Source organism: Keratinibaculum paraultunense (genome assembly GCF_016767175.1).
Lineage (GTDB): Bacteria > Bacillota > Clostridia > Tissierellales > Tepidimicrobiaceae > Keratinibaculum > Keratinibaculum paraultunense.
In genome coordinates this window covers 1,410,892-1,432,825 of the sequence record NZ_CP068564.1, presented here as the reverse complement: position 1 = coordinate 1,432,825, position 21,934 = coordinate 1,410,892, and the positions used below count along the sequence as shown (strand labels likewise).

General features: G+C 29.1%; 25 protein-coding genes and 1 riboswitch. Of the genes, 23 read left to right on the top strand and 2 right to left on the bottom strand.

Annotation, left to right across the window (positions count from 1 at the left end):
• The first annotated feature begins 10 nt into the window (after positions 1 to 10).
• From cbiB to JL105_RS07015, 13 genes are read left to right on the top strand one after another with little or no spacing between them, the layout of a single operon-like run.
• Positions 11 to 961, top strand: coding sequence for an adenosylcobinamide-phosphate synthase CbiB (gene cbiB / locus JL105_RS07075; protein WP_132026884.1), 951 nt, complete (start codon positions 11 to 13; stop codon positions 959 to 961).
• Positions 962 to 965: 4 nt separating this feature from the next.
• On the top strand, positions 966 to 2,045 hold the full coding sequence (locus tag JL105_RS07070; RefSeq protein ID WP_132026882.1) for a pyridoxal phosphate-dependent aminotransferase: 1,080 nt from the start codon (positions 966 to 968) through the stop codon (positions 2,043 to 2,045).
• Positions 2,014 to 3,330 carry a cobyrinic acid a,c-diamide synthase CobB gene (locus tag JL105_RS07065; protein WP_132026880.1) on the top strand — a complete coding sequence of 439 codons (1,317 nt, stop codon included), beginning with the start codon at positions 2,014 to 2,016 and terminating at the stop codon, positions 3,328 to 3,330. Before JL105_RS07070 ends, JL105_RS07065 begins: the two co-directional genes overlap by 32 nt.
• Positions 3,320 to 3,940, top strand: a complete 621-nt coding sequence (locus JL105_RS07060) for a precorrin-8X methylmutase (protein WP_132026878.1) — start codon at positions 3,320 to 3,322, stop codon at positions 3,938 to 3,940. Before JL105_RS07065 ends, JL105_RS07060 begins: the two co-directional genes overlap by 11 nt.
• Positions 3,937 to 5,013, top strand: coding sequence for a cobalt-precorrin-5B (C(1))-methyltransferase CbiD (gene cbiD / locus JL105_RS07055; protein ID WP_132026876.1), 1,077 nt, complete (start codon positions 3,937 to 3,939; stop codon positions 5,011 to 5,013). Before JL105_RS07060 ends, cbiD begins: the two co-directional genes overlap by 4 nt.
• Positions 5,014 to 5,063: 50 nt before the next feature.
• Positions 5,064 to 5,603, top strand: a complete 540-nt coding sequence (cbiE, locus tag JL105_RS07050) for a precorrin-6y C5,15-methyltransferase (decarboxylating) subunit CbiE (RefSeq protein ID WP_237722250.1) — start codon at positions 5,064 to 5,066, stop codon at positions 5,601 to 5,603.
• Entirely contained in the window at positions 5,590 to 6,138 is a 549-nt protein-coding gene (gene cbiT / locus JL105_RS07045; protein WP_132026872.1) for a precorrin-6Y C5,15-methyltransferase (decarboxylating) subunit CbiT, read from the top strand. Before cbiE ends, cbiT begins: the two co-directional genes overlap by 14 nt.
• A complete protein-coding gene (gene cobI, locus JL105_RS07040) occupies positions 6,135 to 6,797 on the top strand; it encodes a precorrin-2 C(20)-methyltransferase (protein WP_132026870.1) in 663 nt (220 codons plus the stop codon). The genes cbiT and cobI overlap by 4 nt, the downstream gene beginning before the upstream one ends.
• Positions 6,790 to 7,545 carry a precorrin-4 C(11)-methyltransferase gene (cobM, locus tag JL105_RS07035; protein WP_132026868.1) on the top strand — a complete coding sequence of 252 codons (756 nt, stop codon included), beginning with the start codon at positions 6,790 to 6,792 and terminating at the stop codon, positions 7,543 to 7,545. Before cobI ends, cobM begins: the two co-directional genes overlap by 8 nt.
• Complete coding sequence (gene cbiG, locus JL105_RS07030; RefSeq protein ID WP_132026866.1) at positions 7,542 to 8,558, top strand: cobalt-precorrin 5A hydrolase; 1,017 nt, start codon at positions 7,542 to 7,544, stop codon at positions 8,556 to 8,558. Before cobM ends, cbiG begins: the two co-directional genes overlap by 4 nt.
• Positions 8,551 to 9,273 (top strand): precorrin-3B C(17)-methyltransferase, encoded by a 723-nt coding sequence (cobJ, locus tag JL105_RS07025; RefSeq protein ID WP_132026864.1) that lies wholly within the window; start codon positions 8,551 to 8,553, stop codon positions 9,271 to 9,273. The genes cbiG and cobJ overlap by 8 nt, the downstream gene beginning before the upstream one ends.
• A complete protein-coding gene (cobK, locus tag JL105_RS07020; RefSeq protein ID WP_132026862.1) occupies positions 9,270 to 10,001 on the top strand; it encodes a precorrin-6A reductase in 732 nt (243 codons plus the stop codon). Before cobJ ends, cobK begins: the two co-directional genes overlap by 4 nt.
• Positions 10,001 to 10,252 (top strand): cysteine-rich small domain-containing protein, encoded by a 252-nt coding sequence (locus JL105_RS07015; RefSeq protein WP_132026860.1) that lies wholly within the window; start codon positions 10,001 to 10,003, stop codon positions 10,250 to 10,252. Before cobK ends, JL105_RS07015 begins: the two co-directional genes overlap by 1 nt.
• On the opposite strand, the gene JL105_RS07010 is transcribed toward JL105_RS07015, so the two are convergent.
• Complete coding sequence (locus tag JL105_RS07010; RefSeq protein WP_132026858.1) at positions 10,253 to 10,954, bottom strand: TraX family protein; 702 nt, start codon at positions 10,952 to 10,954, stop codon at positions 10,253 to 10,255.
• A 239-nt stretch (positions 10,955 to 11,193) separates the two neighbouring features.
• On the opposite strand from JL105_RS07010, the gene JL105_RS07005 reads away from it, so the two are divergent.
• The 3 genes from JL105_RS07005 to JL105_RS06995 are packed head-to-tail and all read left to right on the top strand — an operon-like array spanning position 11,194 to position 13,142.
• Positions 11,194 to 11,565, top strand: coding sequence for a response regulator transcription factor (locus JL105_RS07005; RefSeq protein WP_132026857.1), 372 nt, complete (start codon positions 11,194 to 11,196; stop codon positions 11,563 to 11,565).
• Positions 11,558 to 12,190 (top strand): chemotaxis protein CheC, encoded by a 633-nt coding sequence (locus JL105_RS07000; RefSeq protein ID WP_132026855.1) that lies wholly within the window; start codon positions 11,558 to 11,560, stop codon positions 12,188 to 12,190. Before JL105_RS07005 ends, JL105_RS07000 begins: the two co-directional genes overlap by 8 nt.
• On the top strand, positions 12,183 to 13,142 hold the full coding sequence (locus tag JL105_RS06995; protein WP_132026853.1) for a sensor domain-containing diguanylate cyclase: 960 nt from the start codon (positions 12,183 to 12,185) through the stop codon (positions 13,140 to 13,142). Before JL105_RS07000 ends, JL105_RS06995 begins: the two co-directional genes overlap by 8 nt.
• A 2-nt stretch (positions 13,143 to 13,144) precedes the next feature.
• Here the strand turns inward: JL105_RS06995 and JL105_RS06990 are convergent, their stop codons facing one another.
• Complete coding sequence (locus JL105_RS06990; RefSeq protein ID WP_132026850.1) at positions 13,145 to 13,597, bottom strand: DUF441 family protein; 453 nt, start codon at positions 13,595 to 13,597, stop codon at positions 13,145 to 13,147.
• Between the two features lie 464 nt (positions 13,598 to 14,061).
• Positions 14,062 to 14,194, top strand: a riboswitch (cyclic di-AMP (ydaO/yuaA leader).
• Between the two features lie 111 nt (positions 14,195 to 14,305).
• Between JL105_RS06990 and JL105_RS06985 the strand changes: the two genes are divergently transcribed.
• The 7 genes from JL105_RS06985 (at position 14,306) to JL105_RS06955 (ending at position 21,916) form a co-directional block, all read left to right on the top strand.
• A complete protein-coding gene (locus JL105_RS06985; RefSeq protein ID WP_202690453.1) occupies positions 14,306 to 16,159 on the top strand; it encodes a hypothetical protein in 1,854 nt (617 codons plus the stop codon).
• Positions 16,160 to 16,237: 78 nt separating this feature from the next.
• Positions 16,238 to 17,509 (top strand): NAD/NADP-dependent octopine/nopaline dehydrogenase family protein, encoded by a 1,272-nt coding sequence (locus JL105_RS06980; protein WP_132026846.1) that lies wholly within the window; start codon positions 16,238 to 16,240, stop codon positions 17,507 to 17,509.
• Positions 17,510 to 17,632: 123 nt separating this feature from the next.
• On the top strand, positions 17,633 to 18,625 hold the full coding sequence (locus tag JL105_RS06975; RefSeq protein ID WP_132026845.1) for a D-alanine--D-alanine ligase family protein: 993 nt from the start codon (positions 17,633 to 17,635) through the stop codon (positions 18,623 to 18,625).
• 62 nt (positions 18,626 to 18,687) lie between these two features.
• A complete protein-coding gene (locus JL105_RS11450) occupies positions 18,688 to 19,437 on the top strand; it encodes a peptidylprolyl isomerase (RefSeq protein WP_132026843.1) in 750 nt (249 codons plus the stop codon).
• Between the two features lie 85 nt (positions 19,438 to 19,522).
• Positions 19,523 to 19,876 (top strand): helix-turn-helix domain-containing protein, encoded by a 354-nt coding sequence (locus tag JL105_RS06965; RefSeq protein ID WP_132026841.1) that lies wholly within the window; start codon positions 19,523 to 19,525, stop codon positions 19,874 to 19,876.
• Between the two features lie 123 nt (positions 19,877 to 19,999).
• Entirely contained in the window at positions 20,000 to 20,764 is a 765-nt protein-coding gene (locus JL105_RS06960) for an ImmA/IrrE family metallo-endopeptidase (RefSeq protein ID WP_132026839.1), read from the top strand.
• A 147-nt stretch (positions 20,765 to 20,911) separates the two neighbouring features.
• Positions 20,912 to 21,916, top strand: a complete 1,005-nt coding sequence (locus JL105_RS06955) for a hypothetical protein (protein WP_132026837.1) — start codon at positions 20,912 to 20,914, stop codon at positions 21,914 to 21,916.
• Positions 21,917 to 21,934 lie beyond the last annotated feature (18 nt).

Below are 21,934 nucleotides of genomic sequence, written 5' to 3'. Positions count from 1 at the left end.
AGGTGAAAATATGAAATGTATACTTATAGCAGTAATATTAGATTTAATTTTAGGAGATCCCTATAATTTTCCCCATCCTGTAAAACTTATGGGAAAACTAATTGCTTTTGAAGAAAAACTAGTAAGGGAAATAGATAAAAATTATTCAAATAACATACTGGGTTTAAAGTTTTGGGGATTTTTAATAACAATATTTAATATAGCTTTAGCTTTTATATTTCCTTATATATTATTAAAAACTATAAAAAAATACAAAGTAGTATATCCCATCATAAATACATACCTTATATATACCTGTATAGCAGCTAGATGCTTAGATAAGGAGGCCATGAAGGTATTTTATGGATTAGATATAAGTTTAGAAGAAGCAAGACATCGGCTTTCTTATATAGTGGGAAGAGATACTAAAAATCTTACAGAAGAAGAGATAATAAAAGCAACTGTAGAAACAGTAGGAGAGAATACTGCTGATGGAGTCATAGCACCATTATTCTATATTATGTTATTGGGAGCCCCAGGAGGGTTAATGTACAAAATGGTGAATACCATGGATTCCATGTTAGGATACAAAAATGAAAAATATATGGATTTAGGTTTCTTTCCTGCACGAATTGATGATGTATTTAATTATATTCCAGCTAGACTTACTGGAGTTTTAATGTGTATATCCTCTATATTTAGATTTGATGTAAAGGAAGGCTTTAGGATTATGATAAGGGATAGGAAAAACCATAAAAGTCCCAATGCTATATATCCAGAAGGTGCAATAGCAGGACTATTAAATATTCAATTAGGAGGCAATAGCTATTATTTTGGAAAGATTGTGGAAAAACCAACTATAGGTGATAACACTAGAAACATTAATAGGGAAGACATTAAAAAAACTATTGAAATTATGTATAGAACAGAAGGATTATTACTTATACTATGTGGATTAATTAATAATTTATTAGGTAGGTGAAAAGATGGAACATGGAGGGGATTTAATTACTTATGAAAAATATTACGATGGAGAATTAATAGATTTTAGCAGTAATATAAATCCATTAGGATTTCCAGGAGGGCTTAAAGAAGAATTAATAAAAGGCTTTACCGATATGACCAACTATCCAGATATAAAATATAGGCATCTTAAAACAAGTATATCTAAATATTTAAAATGCAGCCCTGAAAATGTAGTGGTAGGCAATGGAGCAGTGGATATAATAGATAATTTTATAATCATGTTTCCTAGAATTATAGTAGTTTTACCTTCCTTTTCTGAATATGAAGAAAGAGCATTAGTTCATGGCAAAGAAGTTATTAGACTAAAATACAAGGATGATTTTACATTAAATTTATCTAATATAGAAGATACTATGAAACCTGACGACTTGCTGATTTTAGGAAATCCTAATAATCCTACAGGACTAAGGATTGAAAAAGATACCTTAAAAAAACTATATGAAATTGTAAACAAAAAAAGAGGATATCTACTATTGGATGAAGCTTTTTATGAATTCTGTCCAGAGGATTATGACAGTATACAGATCTTTAAAGAAAAGTCTTTTCATAGAATAGGCATAATTAGAGCAGCAACTAAGTTTTTTGCTTTACCTGGAATACGATTAGGATATGGTTGTGTATCAGAAGATATAAGAAATGTACATGATAAAGTAGCACTACCTTGGAGTGTCAATTCGCTAGGAGATAGAGCTGGCAGATATATATTTGAGTGTAAAGAGTATATTGAAATGAGTAAAACTTATATAGAAGAAGAGAGAAAATTTCTCCTTGAACAATTATCCAATATAAAAGGCATAAAACCATATAATACCCATGCCAATTATGTACTTATAAAACTTTTAAAATGGAATGAAGAATATGTATTTAAATTCTTTTTAAATAGAGGATTAGTAATTAGAAAATGTTCTAGTTTTAACGGGTTGGACAATACCTATATTAGAGTTGCCATAAAAAGCAGAAAGAACAATTTAAAATTAATAGAAACTTTTAAAGAATTGGAGAGATTAGATGAAAACCATAATGATAACAGCTCCTTCTAGCAATACAGGGAAAACTATAATTACATTGGGAATAATAAGGGCATTAAAAAATAGGGGATTAGATGTATCTGCTTTTAAAACAGGACCAGATTTTATAGACACTAAATGTTTAGGATTAGCTTCAGGAAAATTAGCAGGAAATTTGGATATTCATATGATGGGAGAAAATTTTAAACATGCTTTATCCATGAACCCAGGAGAATATGGGGTAATAGAAGGAGCGATGGGATATTTTGATGGGATATATAATGATTTTGAAAATTCTAGCTATGATATAGCTAGAAAGTTAAATATAAACTCAATACTGATTTATACACCTCAAGGGGAGATGTTTTCTGCAATTCCTAAGATAAAAGGTATGGTAGATTTTTTGGATTCTAATATAAAAGGGATAATATTGAATAAGGTAAGGAAAGATATATATCTTTTATTGAAGGAAAAAATAGAAGAATATGTTGGAATTCAGGTATTAGGTTATGTAGAAAATGATAAAAATTTAAATATACAAAGTAGATATTTAGGATTAGTACAAAATGACAAATACATAAAGGATGTAATTGATAAAATATCAAGGACTATAGAAAAAACTGTAGATATAGATGGATTAATTTCTTTGATGAGTAAAGGGGATGTAGCTAATTACAAATATCCTATTAAAAGAAATATTAAAGTAGCTATAGCTTATGATGAGGCTTTTTCCTTTTACTATAGTGAAAATTTAAAGTTATTAGAAAACACCTGCCAGGTACAATATTTTTCTCCCCTTAGGGATACTAAAGTTCCTGAATGTGATTTATTATACATTGGTGGAGGATACCCAGAACTATATAAAGAAGAATTATCTCAAAATTTAACTATGTTAAATTCTATTAAAAATATGGCAGAAAGAGGAGGCTATATTTATGGAGAGGCAGGGGGCTTTATGTATTTGGTAGAAGAGATAGAAGATTGTTCCATGGTGGGAATATTTAAAGGAAAAGCCTATATGAAGGATAGGCTTCAAAGGTTTGGATATGTAGATATCAATTTAATGGAAGATACCCTATTAGGCAACAAAGGGGATATTTTAAAGGGACAAGAGTTTCATTATTCTGTTATAGATATAGAGGACAAACCTTTATATTATATTAAAAAGCCAAAGGGAAATAGAAATTGGAAATGTGGATATAGATATAAAAATGTATTAGCTCAATACCCTCATATTCATTTCCTTGGAAATATGAAGGCTTTTAATTATCTATCAAACAAAATAGAAAAGGGCAAGGAGGGTATCTATGTATATTAAAAATCCAATGGAAATAGAAAATAAAAGTATGGACATTATAGAGAAGGCAATGGGCAATACCTCCTTTACTGATAAAGAGAAGATGATAGTCAAAAGGATGATTCATACAACAGGAGATTTGGAATATAGAAATATTATAGTTTTTAAAGAAAATTTTGTTGAAAGGGCTATAGATAGTATAAAAAAAGGAGGTATTATATTTACTGATACTAAAATGGCATATATGGGAATAAACAAAAGAGCCCTATCTAAAACTCAATGTGAATTAAAATGTTTCATAGAGGATGAAAGAGCATATACATTATCTAAAAATTTAGATACCACTCGTTCATCCATAGCTATAGATTTAGCTGTAAAAGAAGGAATAGATATGTTTGTAATAGGGAATGCACCTACCGCTTTATTTAGATTACTAGAATTAGTAGAAGAGGAAAAGGTTAATCCTAGATTTATAGTGGGTGTTCCAGTAGGTTTTGTAGGTGCAGAAGAATCTAAGGAATATTTAAGGGAATTTAATATTCCTTCTATTTCCACTGTAGGTACTAAAGGAGGAAGTAATGTGGCAGCATCTATTATAAATGCCTTATTGTATATGGTGGTGGAAAGATGAAATTAGATAAGTATGTTATTAAAGATGGGAAACAATTAAGATGTGGATATACCACAGGTTCTTGTGCTGCAGCTGCTGCGAAGGCAGCAGCCTTAATGTTGGAGATTCAGAAAATAGTAGATTATGTAAATATAGATACTCCTGCTGGAATGAAACTAAAACTTGAAATAAACGATCCATGTATAAATAAAAATAGTGCATCTTGTTCTGTAACAAAGGATGGAGGAGATGACCCAGATGTAACTGATGGCATAAAAATATATGCAAAGGTAAGTAGACGAGATGATAATAAAATAACTATAGATGGGGGCATAGGTATAGGGAGGATAAAAAGGAAAGGCTTATTTGGTGAAATTGGAGAAGCTGCAATAAACCCAGTTCCTAAAGAAATGATAAAAAAGGAAATAAGGAAAGTATCTCAAAAAGGATATGATGTAGTGATATATGCTCCTCAAGGGGAAGAAATTAGCAAAAAAACCCATAATAAAAACATAGGTATAGAAGGAGGAATATCTATCATAGGAACTAAAGGTATAGTATATCCTATGTCCCAAGAGGCATTAATTAAGACTATATATATGGAAATAGATGCAATAGAAGATCAATATGGCAAAGATAATATAATATTAGTTCCTGGAAACTATGGAGAAAAGATAGCTAAATCATTAGGTTTTAAACATAGTATAGTACAAATTTCAAACTATATTGGAGATAGTATTTCATACATATATAATAAGGGATTTAAATCAATTACTTTGATAGGTCATATAGGAAAGTTTTCAAAACTATCCATAGGTATATTCAATACTCATAGTAGTGTATCAGATGCTAGGATGGAAGCATTCATATATTATTTAGCATTAAAGGGAGCACCTAAAAGTCTATTAAAAAGGATAAATAGCTGTATAACTGCAGAAGAAGGATTAAATTTATGCATTGATGCAGGTTATAAAGATATAGTACAGGATATGGAAAGGGGAGCTGAGCAAAGGATAAAAAGATATTTAAAGGATGAGAAGTATCCTGTTAAAGTAATTATATATTCCATTGAAAGAGGTGTTCATATGGGGTAGTAGTAGCTGGAGTAGGACCTGGTAATCCTAAATATTTGACTATGGAAGTTATGGAAGCTATAAAAAGCTATGAAAATGTAGTAGCTTTTGGAAGAGTTTCCAATTCCTTAGAGATTATCAGAAAGGATATTATAAAAATCAACAAGATAGCTTATATAGATAAACTAATAAAAGAATATGAACATATTTTAATACTTGCATCAGGGGACCCTTGTTTCTATGGAATAGTAGAATATCTTAATAGACAAAATATTGTAATTGAAAAAATAATGCCAGGGATTTCCTCTTTTCAGTATATGATGGCTAAACTAGGTAAAAGTTGGCAAGGAGCAAATCTATTATCTCTCCATGGTAGAGAGGAAAACTTAGACACTATAAAGGAGCATAAATTTTCTATAATTCTTACAGACAAGGATAATAGCCCTTCAAGCATATCTAAAAGATTATACAAAATGGGCATAGAGGGAATAATATATGCAGGTTTCAATCTCTCCTATGAAGATGAGAGAATAATAAAGGTAAATATAGGAGAAGCTTTAGAGGATATTTCACCTTTATCAGTGGTGGTGGTAGAAAATGCGATGGATTAAAGATAATGAATTTATACGAGGAAAGGTTCCCATGACAAAATTCAATATTAGAATATTAAATATGGCTTATCTATCTATAGAAAAAGGAGACAGGCTATTGGATATAGGTGCTGGTACAGGAAGTATATCCATAGAAGCAGCTTTACAAGGTGCAAAAGTTTGGGCTGTTGAAAAAACCCAAGAGGGTGTAGAGATTATAAAAATAAATAAATCTAAATTTCAAGTAGAAGTAGAAGTAATACTTGGAGAAGCACCAGAGGTATTACCTGATATTAAATTTAATAAATGTTTCCTAGGAGGTAGTGGAGGAAAACTAGAGGGAATATTTAATTATTTAGAGAAACATTTAGAATCAAAAGGAATATTGTGTGGAAATTTTATCACATTAAAAAATTTAAATAAATTTATTAATTTGTTAGAAATCCATAAATATCAAGAAATAGAAGTCCATTTAATTCAGTCTTCCTATAGGGATGATATAGGGCTTATGAAAGGTGAAAATCCTATATTTATAGTAAAAGGAGTGAAAAAGTGAAAAAACTATATGGAATAGGAACAGGTCCTGGAGATAAGGAGTTATTGACAATAAAGGCAGTAAAAAAGATTCAAGGGGCTAGTGTAGTATTTGCTCCAAGTAATAAAGATAAAAACATAGCACTAGATACAGTAGAGGAATATATCCAATACAAAAAAGTGATATTATTAGATTTTCCCATGGGAAAAGTTACAGAAAAAGATTATATAAATGCAGCCCAAATAATTTATACTGAAATTCCAGAAGGAGAATATGGAGTGTATTTAACCATAGGAGATCCTATGATATATAGTACCTTTATATACATAATGGAAAAATTAGACAAGAATAAAATTCAAGTAGAAATAATTCCAGGGATATCATCCTTTGTATTAGGGGCAGCTCAATCGAAAATACCTTTAACAGTAAAAGGGGATAAATTTTTATTAATGGATGAATTTCAAGAAAACATGTTAGATAATATAGATACTTTATGTATACTAAAAACTATGAAAGATAAGGAAAAAATATTGGATATATTAGAAAATAAGGGTTTTAGTTATGCATATATAAAAAGAGTAAGTCTAAAAGATGAGAAGATACTTACCAAAAAGGATGAAATAATAAAAGATAAAGATTACCTATCCTTTATTATTGGAAGGAGGAAAGCCGATGATTAGCTTTGTAGGTGCAGGCCCAGGAGATGTGGATTTAATAACTGTAAAAGGAAGAAAGCTTTTGGAAGAAGCAGATGTAGTTATATACGCTGGAAGTTTAGTATCTAGAGAGCATTTATCCTTTTGTAAACCAGATTGTAATATATATAATAGTGCTTCCATGACTTTAGAAGAGATAGTGGACAAGATGGAATATGCAGCAAAGAAAGACCTAAAAGTAGTAAGACTTCATTCAGGAGATCCTACCATATATGGTGCCATTAGAGAACAGATGGATATGCTAGCTAAGAAAGGTATAGAATATCAGGTGATACCTGGCGTTAGTTCCTTTACTGCAGCTTGTTCTTCCATAAAAAGAGAATTTACATTACCTAATGTAAGCCAAACAGTAATACTAACTAGAATAGAAGGCAAAACTCCAGTTCCAGAGGAAGAAGATTTAGAATTATTGGCAAAACATAAAGCTTCTATGGCAATATTTTTATCAGTTAAAAATTTAGATAGAGTAGTAGAAAAACTAAAAAAAGGTTATGGCAGGGATGATGTGCCAATAGCTGTAGTATATAAAGTTACTTGGGATGATGAAAAGATTATAATAGGTACTTTAAAGGATATAGTTGAAAAAGTTCAAAAGGAAGGTATTACAAAAACTGCTCAGATATTAGTGGGGGATTTTATAGAAGGGGAATATAAAAGATCAAAATTATATCATCCTTCTTTTTCCCATGGATATAGGGAGGGTAATAGATGAAAATTGCTTGTATATCCTTTACTCAAAAGGGGAAAGAAATAGGGGAAAAATTGGTTAAATCAAGCTCTGAATATTATATAATTCATCATTTTAGTAATGATGAAATAGATGGAGGAATAAAATCTATATTGCTTTTTTTAGTCATGGAATACGATGGGTTAGTATTTATATCAGCTACAGGAATTGCTGTTAGACTTATGACACCCTATATAATAAACAAAACTGTAGATCCTGCTGTAGTAGTGGTGGATGATGAAGGAATATTTTCTATAAGTTTATTATCTGGGCATATTGGTGGTGCTAACAAATTAGCCCAATGGGTAGGACATACTATAGGAGCTATCCCAGTTATTACTACCGCTTCTGATAATAGAGGTATACAATCTGTTGATTTATTTGCAATTAAAAATAATTATTATATGGAGAATATGGAAGATGTAAAGGATATTACAGCTATGATGGTCAATGGAGATACTATAGGATTTTATTCTGAGATGGATGAGATTATAAAATATGATAAATTGTTATTGTTGGACAATTTAAAGAATAAAAATTTAAATGTTCAAGGGGTTATAATAGTAAGTTCACAAGAACAAATAGATCATCCTTATGAAAAACATTGTAAATTAATTCCTAAAAATATCAATATTGGCATAGGGTGTAGGAAAGGTATAGAAGGAAGTAGAATAATCAAAGCTATAAATTATTTATTAAAAAATTTAAACCTTTCCCCTAAAGGTATAAAAACAATAGGTACAATAAAAGTGAAAGAACATGAAATAGGAATAATAGAGGCCTGTAGATATTTTAATTGTCCTTTAAAGATATTTACCATAGATGAAATTAAAAAAGTAGAACAAAATTTTTCTAAATCCCAATTTGTTAAAGATACAATAGGAGTTTATTCTGTATCAGAACCTTCTGCCTATCTATTAGGGGGAAAAATGTTAACAGGCAAGGTAAAGATAAATGGGATAACCTTATCCATAGCAAAGGAGGCAAAGTATGGCTAAATTATATGTAGTAGGTATTGGTCCAGGAGGTAGAGATTATATGACTTTAAAAGCAGTAGAAACTATAAAAGATTGTCAAGTTATAGTTGGCTACACTCCTTATATAGAGTATTTAGAAGATTTAGTAGAAGGAAAGGAAATATATTCTACAGGCATGAGAGGAGAAATAGAAAGATGTAAATTGGCAATTCAAAAAGTGAAAGAAGGAAAAAATACTGCTATTGTTTCCACAGGAGATGCAGGATTATATGGTATGGCAGGTCCCATTTTAGAATTAAAAGAAGACATAGATGTAGAAATAATTCCAGGGGTTACAGCAGCATTTTCTGCAGCAAGTGAATTGGGCTCACCTATTATGCATGACTTTGCCACTATAAGTTTAAGCGATCTATTAACTCCTTGGGATATAATAGAAAAAAGGATTGAAAAGGCTGCAGAAGGAGATTTTGTAATAGTTATATACAATCCTAGAAGTAAAGGAAGGAAAGAACACTTAAAAAAAGCAGTAGATATAATGCTAAAATACAAACAAAAAGATACGCCAGTAGGCATAGTTAGGAATTCAGGACGTATCAATAGAAAAATTTGGTTAACAACCCTTGGGGAAATACCCTACGAAGAAGTGGATATGTTAAGTATATTAATAATAGGCAATACCAATACCTATATAAAGGATGGGCAAATGATAACACCAAGGGGGTACGATATTAAATGATATGGATAATAGGAGGTACTAGTGAAGCAAGGGAATTAATTGATAAAATTAGAGATTTAGATGATTATATAGTAACTATAGCTACAGATGATGGAAAGGAATTTTTAAAAGGAACAAAATTTCATGTAGGAAGAATGGATTATAATAATATGCTGGATTTTATTACCCAAAATAATGTAAATATGATAGTGGATCTTTCTCATCCCTATGCTAAGAAGGTTACCCAGAATGCAAAGAAAGCAGCAAATGAAAAGGGAATAAAATACATTAGATATATTAGAAAAAAAGCCTTATCTACTCCAAAAGGCATATATTTAAATAGTTTTGAAGAAGCTTATGACTATATTGCTAATATAAAGGGGGATGTATTTTTTACTACAGGTTCTAAAAATATTGGAGATTTTGAAAAAATACGAAGTAAAAATAGGTTTATATATAGAGTTCTTCCTACAATAGAAAGCATTAAAATATGTAAAGAACATGGTGTAAATATGAAAGATATAGTTGCAGTACTAGGACCTTTTTCCATAGAGTATAATAAGGCAATGTTTAAAGAGTATAATGTGGATTATGTAGTAATGAAGGATAGTGGGAAAGAAGGAGGTACTTTAAATAAAATAAAAGCTTGTGAAGAACTAGATATAAAGCCTATAATAATAGGTAGAGATGAAGAAGAAGGCTATCATAATTTAGATTTTATAGAAAAAATAATAAGGGGGAATATTTAATGGAAAATTCCTATAGATTTTATAGAAATACGGCATGTGAATACTTTCCTTGCCATAAAGTAAAAGATGAAGAAAATTTTAACTGTATGTTTTGCTACTGTCCATTATACTTTTTAGAAGAATGTGGAGGAAATTATTTTGATAACTATGGAATTAAAGATTGTACCAATTGCTTAATACCTCACTCACCTAAGGGCTATGACTATATAAATGAAAAAATAATGGAAGAAAACAGAAAAAGAAAAAAATAGCTAACTTTTTTCTAATAAATATCCAATTATATATAAAATCCATATATGAAGGGGATAGAATACATAGAAAAAATACTTAATATTCTTTCCCCTTTGACCATTGTACATAAATATGATAGGCAGTGCAAATACCATCATCCATTGGGGATTTAATGTAAATAGATTTTCATAAGTAAAACCCCCTTGAATAAACATACAGGAAAGAGCAATATAAGCTAATGACATCTTTATCTTATCCTCTTTTAAATAATGAAATATCAATACCATTGCAGTGCACATCCAGGAGCCTTCTGAAAACAAGGAGATAAAAAGCACTAATAATGTTAATAAATTATTTTCAAACTTATCTTTTCCTTGTTTACATTTACCACTATCTAAAAGCATAAGTAGTGCTATTCCTAATCCCATAGAAAATAAAATATTATTATATAAAGGTATTTTTCTTTTAAAAATAAAGGAAATTATGATATTACCTATAAACATCATACCAGCCCAAGTAAATAATCTTTTCATATATTTTTGTTTACTACTAGTATATTTATATCCTTCTGTTAATAAGTAGAAAAACACTGGTGCCACTAATCGACCAGGCCAATGAAGCCAATAAGGACTATTGGGTATAAATTGAGCAATATGATCTAATACCATAAGTACTACCATAATTAATTTTAAAGTAAAAGCATCAAGTATTTTATATTTCATGTAAAATCTCCTTTTAAATTGATATCATAATGGGATAATAACAAAAAGTCATAATTATTTATGATTCTAACAACTATTTCTTAAGAGTATAATATCATAGTATTATAGATTATTTTATAAAAATATATTTAAGGAAATGTTAAATAACAATAAATGGACTTTAGTAATTTATATATGATATACTGTAAGACAGATTATATTAAACGAATGAATATAAATAACAAGGGGATTGAAAGGTAATGAAAATACTTATAGTTGATGACTCTAGATTTACTCAATTGACTACAGCGAAACTTTTAAAAGCATATATTGATGATTTAGAAATAATATTTGCTAACGATGGAGAAGAAGGATTTGATAAATATAAAGGATGCAAGCCAGATTATGTATTTATTGATTTACTTATGCCTAATGTAAATGGACAAGAATTGATAAAGTTAATAAAAGGATATGATAAAAATTCAAATATATTTGTTTTATCAGCTGATGTGCAAAAAAGTGTAAAAAAAGATATCAGTTCCTATGATATAATTGAGTTTATAAACAAACCTTTTACAAAAGAGAAAGCAGAATTAGTAGCAAATCTGATAAAAGGTGATGCTAATGTATAAAAATAGTTTAATGTACGATGTATTAAGAGAAATATTTAATATAGGTGTTGGTAAAGCTGCTAGTATGCTTTCAGAGATAGTGGACAAGAGAATAATGTTAGATATCCCAAATATAATTATATTAGGGTCAGAAGAGAAAGAAGAAATTACAAAACATTTTTCTTCATTACCTCAAGGTGCATTGATGATATCTTCTATTAAATTTGGAGATCGATTAACTGGTGAAGCAAATTTATTATTTCCAGCTAATAAGATGAGAACTTTTGTAAATTTATGTATGGATCAACCAGAATACATAGAGGGAGATAATTTAGTTTTTACTGATATGGATCTTGATGTTATAAGGGAAATAGGTAATATAATGCTAAATTCCATAATAGGTGAAATAGGAAACATATTAGATGTGAGTTTAAAATATACTTTACCAAAGGTAAAAATATTTGACAAGGATAATTTAAAAAATGACATAAAAAGCAAAGAAGAATTTTGTATTCTATTATTGTATGTTACCTTTGTAATAGCTGATGTAAAAATAGAAGGAGCTATAATTATTGATTTGACTTTAGATTCATTAAAGGAGTTGCAAAAAATGATAAATAAGATGGAAGATGATTTAAATGGATAGTACATTATTTGATATACTGAATTATGTAAATGAAGGCATAATAATAACAGATGAAAAATTAAATATACTATTTTGGAATATTCAAATGGAAAATTTAACTCAGATAAAAAAAGAAGAGGCTATAAATTCCAATCTATATGAAAGGTTACCTAATTTGGATAAAAACTATTTTAAAAAAGCAGTAAATTCAGTTATAGAAAATGATTACAAATATTTCTTTTCTTCCACTATACATGAAGGTTTGATTACAGATACTAGAAAATTAAATATAAGGATAAATAGATTCGTGAGAGATAATTCTAGATATGTGATTATTGAATGTATAGATGTAACTAGCCAAGTTCTTAGAATAGAACAATTAAAAAAATATAGCAATGAATTATATATATTAAATAAAAAGCTAAAAGAAAAGGAGAAGGAAATAGAAAAATTAGCTTATTATGACCAACTTACTGGTTTAGCTAATAGGACACTTTTTTGTCATGTAGCAGAAAAGTTTTTAGAAAAAGCTAAAAGAGATAATAGCAAATTAGGATTGATGTTTATTGATATAGATAATTTTAAGAAAATAAATGATGAGTATGGGCATAAAGCAGGTGATCAAGTAGTAATTCAAATTGCGAATATATTAGAAGAATCCACTAGAAAACATGATATAGTTTCTAGATATGGTGGAGATGAATTTTTAATATTACTTCCTGATATTCAATACTATGATAATTATGAGATAATTGCTTCTAGAATAGCTGATGCAAATAGAGAGATTATAATTCTTGATGATATACAAGTGAATATATCCTTGAGTATAGGAGTTAGCTTTTACCCAGAGGATGGAAATAATATTGATGATTTAATATTTAAGGCAGATAAAGCCATGTATTGTGCTAAAAACAAAGGTGGGAATAAGTGTATAACCACTATATCTATAGGGAAAACTCTAGTGGGTTTTTAATACTAGAGTTTTTTTAGTAATTTTATTATTAAATAGGTAATACCAGAACCAGTTAGTATACCTACTGGAATACCTCCAAAAAAGGTAACTCCAATGATAGATCCCATAGTAATGCCTATAGCAGCCGAAGGGTTAGTGTTCATAAGTTCAAGGCCTTTAGCAGCAATTATTACTGTAAATATGCCACTTAGAAAGGAAATTAATCCATCAATGCTAAACCAATTCCTTATATTTATATATGTTATATCCTTTTCATTTTGGATAATGGGCATGAGTATCCATATCATGAGTAGAATCAACCCACTATTTAAGAATATATTTTTATTTATTTTAAGTAAATACTCTTTATTTAAAAAAGAGAACAAAAAAACTACTATTCCTCCAATAAATAAAGCTTTATTTTTTCCAATAGCTGCAAGAATTATTAAAAATATCAAAATCGTTTTATTTGTCATAGTAAACCTCCCCAATAAAACATACCTATTCCTATAGTATATTCTAAAATTTTCCTTATGATGATTAAAACATATGGATAAAAGTATATTGTTTATTTTGTAAATAAGGTAATTAAAAAGTATAACGTCAAAAAAAGACAATTAGACTTAATGATGGTGATAGTTCATCTTTTAAAATACCAAATGAAGTAGTTAAGGAGTATTTCTTTAGAAAAAGCAAAAAATTCACTAAATTTTTGCTATTGCAAATTCTTAATATTTTTGATATAATATTATTTAATATAACTATACTATTAAACTAACATACATATCTTTAACTTATTTAATCTTATCTTAACGAGAGCATTAAGCATTATTATAGATTATTTAACTTTTATTCTTAAATGCAAAACATTCCAATTAACTTATTATTGCAACAATGAAAGTTTACATTAAAAGTAGTATAAAGTTGAATTTTAGAAAAATATAATTTAACGCTGAATTCTTATTATTATAAGAAGCGGAGGACCCACTTATTTGGGGTGAATCCTTATTAATTGAGGGCTAACCTTTGCCCGAACCCGACAGCTAACTTCGTAAGCGTAAAGGGGTTAATATTTCTGTGTTTTAAGACTATGGTTTAGAACTATGGAAAAGTAGAAATAAACCCCATAGTCTTTTTTATGTTTTTGAATGAAAAATATTGAATATGAAAGGGGTATATCCATAATGAAGAAAACTTATTTAGCTTTTACTGTAGGTAATGATCCACATACAGAAGGACTTTTTAAATCTGCTCATATTGGAAGATTAGCAAACATTAATTGTCATGTTTTAGCACCGGGTAAAACAATAGATGAAATAGCAGAAGCTATAAAATATCATGAACCTGATTTTATTGGTATTAGTTATAGATTGACTCCTGAAATTGGAGTGAAAGAGTTTACTTATATACTGCATAAATTAGAAGAACTTGGACTTTTAACTAAAGAAAATGGCGATAGAAGAAAAATTGCTTTAGCAGGACTTCCTAAAACCATTGAAATACTAGAGAAAAAGAAGAATACATTACCTTGTGAAGTATTTTTAATTCCTCCTGAAACAGATCCTTTAGCGAAAGCAATATCAGTTCTTGATTATTTTGAAGTTTATAGTAGTAGAAGAGAAAAAGCCTTAGCACAACTTAAAGAAGAAATGTTTCCTTATAGAGTTAAAGAATTAGATCAACTTGCAGAAGAAGTAATTGCAGGAGAAAAATATCGCCTTGAGCCACCTCTTAATGTACCTTCTGAGAAAGCAAAAGTTTCTTTAACATATAGATATGAAGAAGCAGGAAGACCTTTAATACGTACACATTTTGGGATTCCTTCTGATTCAATATACCCTACCGTAGAAGGGATAAAAATTATAGCAGATGCAAAAGTTGTAGATGAAATTTCTTTAGGATCCTCTGATTTATCCCAAAGGTATTTTGGCAGACCAGAAGAATTTGAAAATAGGAAAAATGATGGTGGAGTACCTTATAAGGATTATGATGACTTAGTTATGCTTTTTAAAGCAACTAGACGAGGTAATTATCCATCTATGAAACCTTATGCTCATGTATATGATATATTAAATTTTATTGATATATGCATTGAAGCAGGAATGTTAATTGGTGCCCATCAAGCTATTCCGTTATTTTGGTTTAATGAGTTAGATGGAAGAGGACCATTATCAGTAAGTGAATCTATAGATGAACATATTTTAGCAGTTAAAAAGCTTGCAAAATTAGGTATACCAGTTGAGATGAATGATCCTAATCAGTGGGCATCTAGATATGCACACGACACACTAATAGTAACGGATTATGCATTGATAACTGCAGTTATGGTGACTTCTGGAGTAAAGAATAGAATATATCAGTTCCAGTTTAATAAGCCTGTAGAAACAGGTGATCTAGCAGATCTTGCAAAGATGTCTGCTGCTATTGAAATTTCAAACATAATAGCACAATATAATCCTTCATCAAGAATGTGGAAACAAACTCGTACAGGAATTGAATATTTAAGTCCAGATATGGAAAAAGCCCGATATCAATTAGCAAGATCTACACTTTTACAGATGATTATAGATCCGCAAATTATACACCTTGTAAGTTATTGTGAAGCCGACCATGCAGCAACACCAGAGGATATAATTAAAAGTTCTCAAATAGTTCGTAGAGCAATAAGATTATTTGAAGAAAACAAACCAGATTTAATTAAATATATGAACGATCCTATTGTATTAGAAAGGAAAGAATATCTTATCAAAGAAGCATCATTTTTATTGGAAGAAATAGCGAAACTTAATCTTCTATATACTGGAGGTCATTTATCAGAATTAGCACCATATTTAGCAAACAATGACACATTAAAAAAGGCTATAAAGACAGGATATATGGCAGCACCGGGAATTATGCATCCTTCCTATAGGCAAGAGTATTTGCTTACAAAGCCAACTAAATATGGTTTTATAGATGCTATAAATTTTGAGACTTATAAAGTGTTGTCAGAGGAAGAAAGGTTAAATCAGCTTAAAAGATTTAATAAATTAAATTAGGAAGTAATTAATTATTAGAGAGAAACAAAGTGTTTCAAAATATTGGCATAGCGAAAAAGAAAGGAAGTGAGTTTGAATATGAAGATAGGTATATATGGAGCAAGTACACAAAGTGGAAAAGCATTTTTAGCAGATTTTCTTTTAAAGGGGTACAATGTCTATGGATATGCTAGATCTTCACAGCGAGGATTGGAATTTATAAATGAAGTAAATAAGAATAATGGGATTATGCTAGAAAGACCAGATGATATTATAGGAGAAAAATCCCAATTTATTGAACTTAAAAATAGCAAAGTAGGAAATGATTTAGAAAAATTAATTGATTATTCAGATATTATTGTTATTTCTCATCCTTCACACTATGTTGAGGAAACAGTTACAAAACTTAAAGAAGCAGGAATGGTAGAAAAAAGAATTCCATTAGTATTAGGTTGTAGTAGAACATTGACTCCTCCATATATTTGGAGTATTTTAGGGATGGATTATCCTGTTGTTTGTTTTTCGACATTACCTTATTCATCTAAATCTTTATCACCAGGTAGCGTACTTATTAAAAGAAGAAAAAAGAATTTGGTAGCTTCTCTAGAAGGGGAGTTTAAAGATGAAGATATTGATTTAATTAAACAAATTTTCCCACAAGTTTTATATAACCAAATTCCTGCTAGTACATCATTAGGCAATATAGGTGCAGTATTCCATGTAGCACCTTATGTATTAAATTATGAAGAAATAAAAGAATACGAAAGAAAAGGGAAGGCTTATTCCTTTTATATGCAAGGAATAGCTGAAAAGAGTGATGTAGGAAAGTGTATAGAAGCAATAGATCAAACTAGACTTAATATTGCATACTACTTGAATTTATCAGTTTTTGGATGTTCATTTTCTCCACGTGAAGAAAGATGGAAAGAAATAATGAATAAGATTAGAAAAGCTCAATTAGAAGAAAATATAGATAATATAGCAAATTTAAAGACTTTAAAACAAGATTATTTAAAAGAAATTAGTACTGCTGTTTTTTCAGCACAACATTGGTTAGATATAACTTATGATGTTAGAAGAATAGAAGGAGAATCTATATGTTCTGCTATTAGACGAACTCCAACGTATCAAAAAATGTCGGTGCCTCAAAAAAGATATGTTGAAGAAGACATTCCAACAGGACTTGTTCCATTAGAAGCTTTGGCAAAAAGGTTTAATATTAATCATGATGAAATAACTTATATCATAGATCTTTATGATGAAAAATTTAATGTTGACTCTAGAGCAAAAGGAAGAAATCTTGAAAAATTTGAAACAGAATTTTTAGTTAAATATTTAACAGGAGGATTATTTAAACATGCTCCTATTTGAAGGATATGTTAAACTTTGATATAATGTTAATATAGAGCGATTTTATTTTTAAATATAATTCAGGTTAAATGTGATAATAAATTATATAATTGACATTATGGGAATGACAGAGGAGGTTTTTATATGAAAGTCGGTATACTATGGAGAAAATTTAGAAATGTAGAACAACAGATGAAATTTACACCAGATGAAGTTTACGATGATGCTTATGAAGAAGCGTATCATCATTTTTGTGCTTTAAAAGAAGCAGGCTACGATGTGGCTATGATTGAATGGAAGAAGGATCCAATAGAAACATATGAAGATATTAAAAAAAACAATGTGGATATAATATTTAATGCATCAAGTTTAAGGGAAGTTGCTTTTTTAGAAACATTTGAAATACCTTATGTGGGTTCTGGATTAGATTTGGTTTCTTTAAATAAAGCTACTAGAAAAGAATTAGTAGCATACAATGAATTACCAACACCTAAATTTACAGTAGCTAAAAGTTCGGATAAAATACCTGAAATAGATTTAGAATATCCCTTATTTGTTAAACCGATAGAAGGAAGAGGAAGTGCCGGTATTGATGAAGAAAATATTATTTATAAGTATGAACAGTTGCCTAAGGTAGTTGATAAGATTACTAAAAAGTTAGGGCAAGCAGCATTAATTGAAGAGTTTATAGAAGGTAGAGAAATTACTGTAGGAATCATAGGATATCATAATCCAAAAGTACTTCCAATTGTAGAAATCCAATATAATTCTGCTAAAACCAATACTTTTCAGCATAAAATGTATGATAACGAAATAATTAAATGCCCAGCCGAATTTCCAAAAGAAGTAGAAAATAATATAAAGGACATAGCACTAAAAATATATAAGATATTAAATGCTAAGGATTATGCTAGAATTGACATGATTGTAGGAAAAGATAATGTACCTTATTTTTTAGAAATTAATACTTACGCTGGTTTGACTATGGAGTCAAGGAAGAGTGAAGAGGGAAAAATTGAAGTACATCATGGATATATGGGATATTCAGCAAAAGCAGCTGGCATGGATGCCCCAGAATTCCTATCTACAATTTTAGAGAGTGCCATTGAAAGATATAATTGCTTGACATCAAACTAGCAATATGATACGTTCAATGAGTTGAGGTAATTATAAATAAACTAAGAAGGAGAATTTAAAAAATGAGTGAAAACAAAGTATTAGCAACGGTTAACGGAAAAGATATAACTAGTCAAGATGTATATGGATTTTTAAATCAATTAGATCCACAAGTTGCAGCTCAATTTAGCTCACCAGAAGGTATAAATCAAATAGCTAATGAGCTAGTAAATCAAGAACTTCTATATTTAGATGCTATTGAAAAAAATTTAGATGAAGAAGAAGCTTTTAAAGAGGAATTGGAAAAAATCAAAATAGGTGTTTTAAAACAATACGCAATTAATAAATTATTTGAAGGAATAACTGTATCAGAAGAAGAAATTGAAAAGTTCTATAATGAAAATAAGCATTTTTTCCAAAGGCCAGAAATGGCTAGAGCTAGTCATATATTAGTAGATGATGAAGAGAAAGCTAATGAAGTACTTGATGAGATAGATAACGGTACATCCTTTGAAGATGCAGCTAGCAAATATTCCAATTGTCCATCAAAAGCCAATGGTGGAGATTTAGGTAAATTTAGTAGAGGTAAAATGGTACCAGAGTTTGAAGAAGTAGCTTTTTCCATGGAGGAAGGGGAAATAAGTAAACCTGTAAAAACTCAATTTGGATATCACTTAATCAAATTAGATTATAAAAAAGAACCAAGCATTAGCCCATTAGATGAAGTAAAAGGACAGATTAATCAACAATTAATATTGATGAAGCAACAACAACTATACTTAGATAAAGCAGAAGAACTCAAAAAGAATTATAAAGTAGAAATTTATTTTTAATAGGTAACAAGAATTGACTATAAAATAAGTTATATTGACAAACTAAAACCTCTTTTGTAATATTATATTACAAGGAGGTTTTTTTATGCCTAAATATGAGATTGGTAAAAAGATAAAAGCATTTAGAGAAGAGAGAGGCTTAAGCCAATCAAAAGTAGTAGAAGAGCTTGCTCAACTTGGTATAAATATGAGTAGAGAAACATTAAGCAAAATTGAAAACAACAGTAGATCTATTTCTGCTATAGAATTAAAAGCTATAAGTGATGTATTTGGTGTAGATATGGATGATTTTTTTGATGAAGAAGAATCAGAGGATTTGGTAACCTTCTTTAGGAGAAAAAACTATTCTCAAAATACATTAAAAGAAATTTCACAACTTCAGGAAATGGTGAAAATATTTATAGAACAAGAAAAGATATATAAGAAAGAGAAATATTAATATATTGATAAATTTAGGAGAAGGCTTTGACAGGATAAAAAGAAGATTCTTAACCATAGTCTATAATATTGTATATGATACAAAAAAATAGCATCGTTTTATAGGGAAGGAAGGATAAATTTTATGAAAAAAAATATAAATATTCCCGATGAATTATTTAGATTAAAAATCAAGGAATTAGCAGAAGAAACTAGAATCAAATTTGCTAAAAAAGGGTTATCAGATATATTTGACATTCTTTCAGAAATAGCATTTCTAATTAGAAAACCCTTAGATGTAGAAGGGCTTTCTGGATTTATTACCTATTATGAGGATCGTTTCGTAGTATATCTAAATAGTAGTTTTAGCTTAGGTCATGAACGTTATACAGGAGCTCATGAACTATATCACATAATGTATAATAAAGATATATTAAAAAAAGAAAAAGTATTTATAGACGAAAATAAATATGAAGAAGAAGAGATGAAAGCAGATGTATTTGCTGCTGAATTTTTAATGCCTGAAGACTATGTAAAGGAGATTTTTTTAAAAACTGTAAATGTGGATAAAGATAATGTTGAGCCTAGACATGTAATAAGGATGCATAATTACTTTAAAGTGAGTTACAAAGCCATGCTTAAAAGATTAGTTCAGCTTAATTTATGTTCCCAAAAAAGATATTTTCAATTATTGGATATTTCTACTTTGGAACGAAAAGATGAACTTCAATCTATAACTATGGAAGAAGGATTTAATATAGATTTAATAATTCCATCAAATGAAAATTATATCCCAAGGGAATATTTAATATATGTAAAAGCTAATTATGAAAATGGGAAAATATCTTATAATGAGATGGAAGAAATTTTAATGTTTATTGGATTAACTCCTGAAAAATTAGGATATTAATAAAATGTGGTAGTAAAAGCCTAAGATTTCAACTCTTAGGCTTTTATTTTTATGATTACAAACAATGTAATTTAAAATTACAAAACACACATTCCATTGACAAATTATAATTAAAATTGTAATATATTATTACCAGGAGGTGAAAAAATGAAAAAAATATCAATAATTCTATCAGTAGTCATAATTTTAAGTCTCTTAACTGGGTGTGGTGAAACAAATGTAACTTCTGTAGAGAAAAAGGATATTAATAAAGTTGAAAATACAGAAAAGAAAGAGGAAACAAAACAAGATGAAACTACTCAAAAGGTATATGGTGTAGGCGAAAGAGTGGTAATAGATGATAAATATGCTTTGGAAATTTTAGCAGTTCAGGAAACAGATGAAAGGAATCAGTATTCAGAAAAAGAAGTTGCTCAAGTTTTAATAATTGATTATTTATATGAAAATATAGGAGAAGAAAATGAAGATATTTATATATCAGATATGGATTTTAAATTTGTAGATAGTGGCGGCAATATGTGTACTACATATCCAGTAGAAGGGAATTATAATCCCCAGCCTACACCATTGGGAGCTAAAAACTTTTCTTCTATGGTAATAGGTACTGTAGAAAAAAGTGATGAAATTCAAATAATGTATTATGATAATATGTTTGACTCAAAAACTGCTGTAGAATTTAAAGTAGCTGTAGGTGATTCTGTAGACATTGAATCTAGATTACAAGGAGAATTACCAGAGTATGAAAACATGTTTGAATTAGGAGATGTCATAGAAGTAAAAACAGAAGATGGAGATTACACATTGAGTATTGATAGTGTAGAGTTAATAGAAGAGAGAAACCAATTTTCGCGAAAACAACCCAAAAACGTTTTTAGGATAAAATATACTTATTCAAATATTAGTAAAGAAGATGAATTATATATATCAGATATGGATTTTAGAGTAATAGATGAAAATGGGAATATGGCATACACTTATCCAGCAGATACAACCTATTTTCCTCAACCTACATTAAAAGGTGCAAAATGTAGTGCAGAGATGGTATTTGGAACTCATACAGAAAGCGATACTTTAATATTATGTTATACAGATAATATGTTTTCAAATGTATCAGATTTCAAAATAATAATTAGAGGGATTAGAGGGAATTAAAAAAGAAAGGAGCAAAAG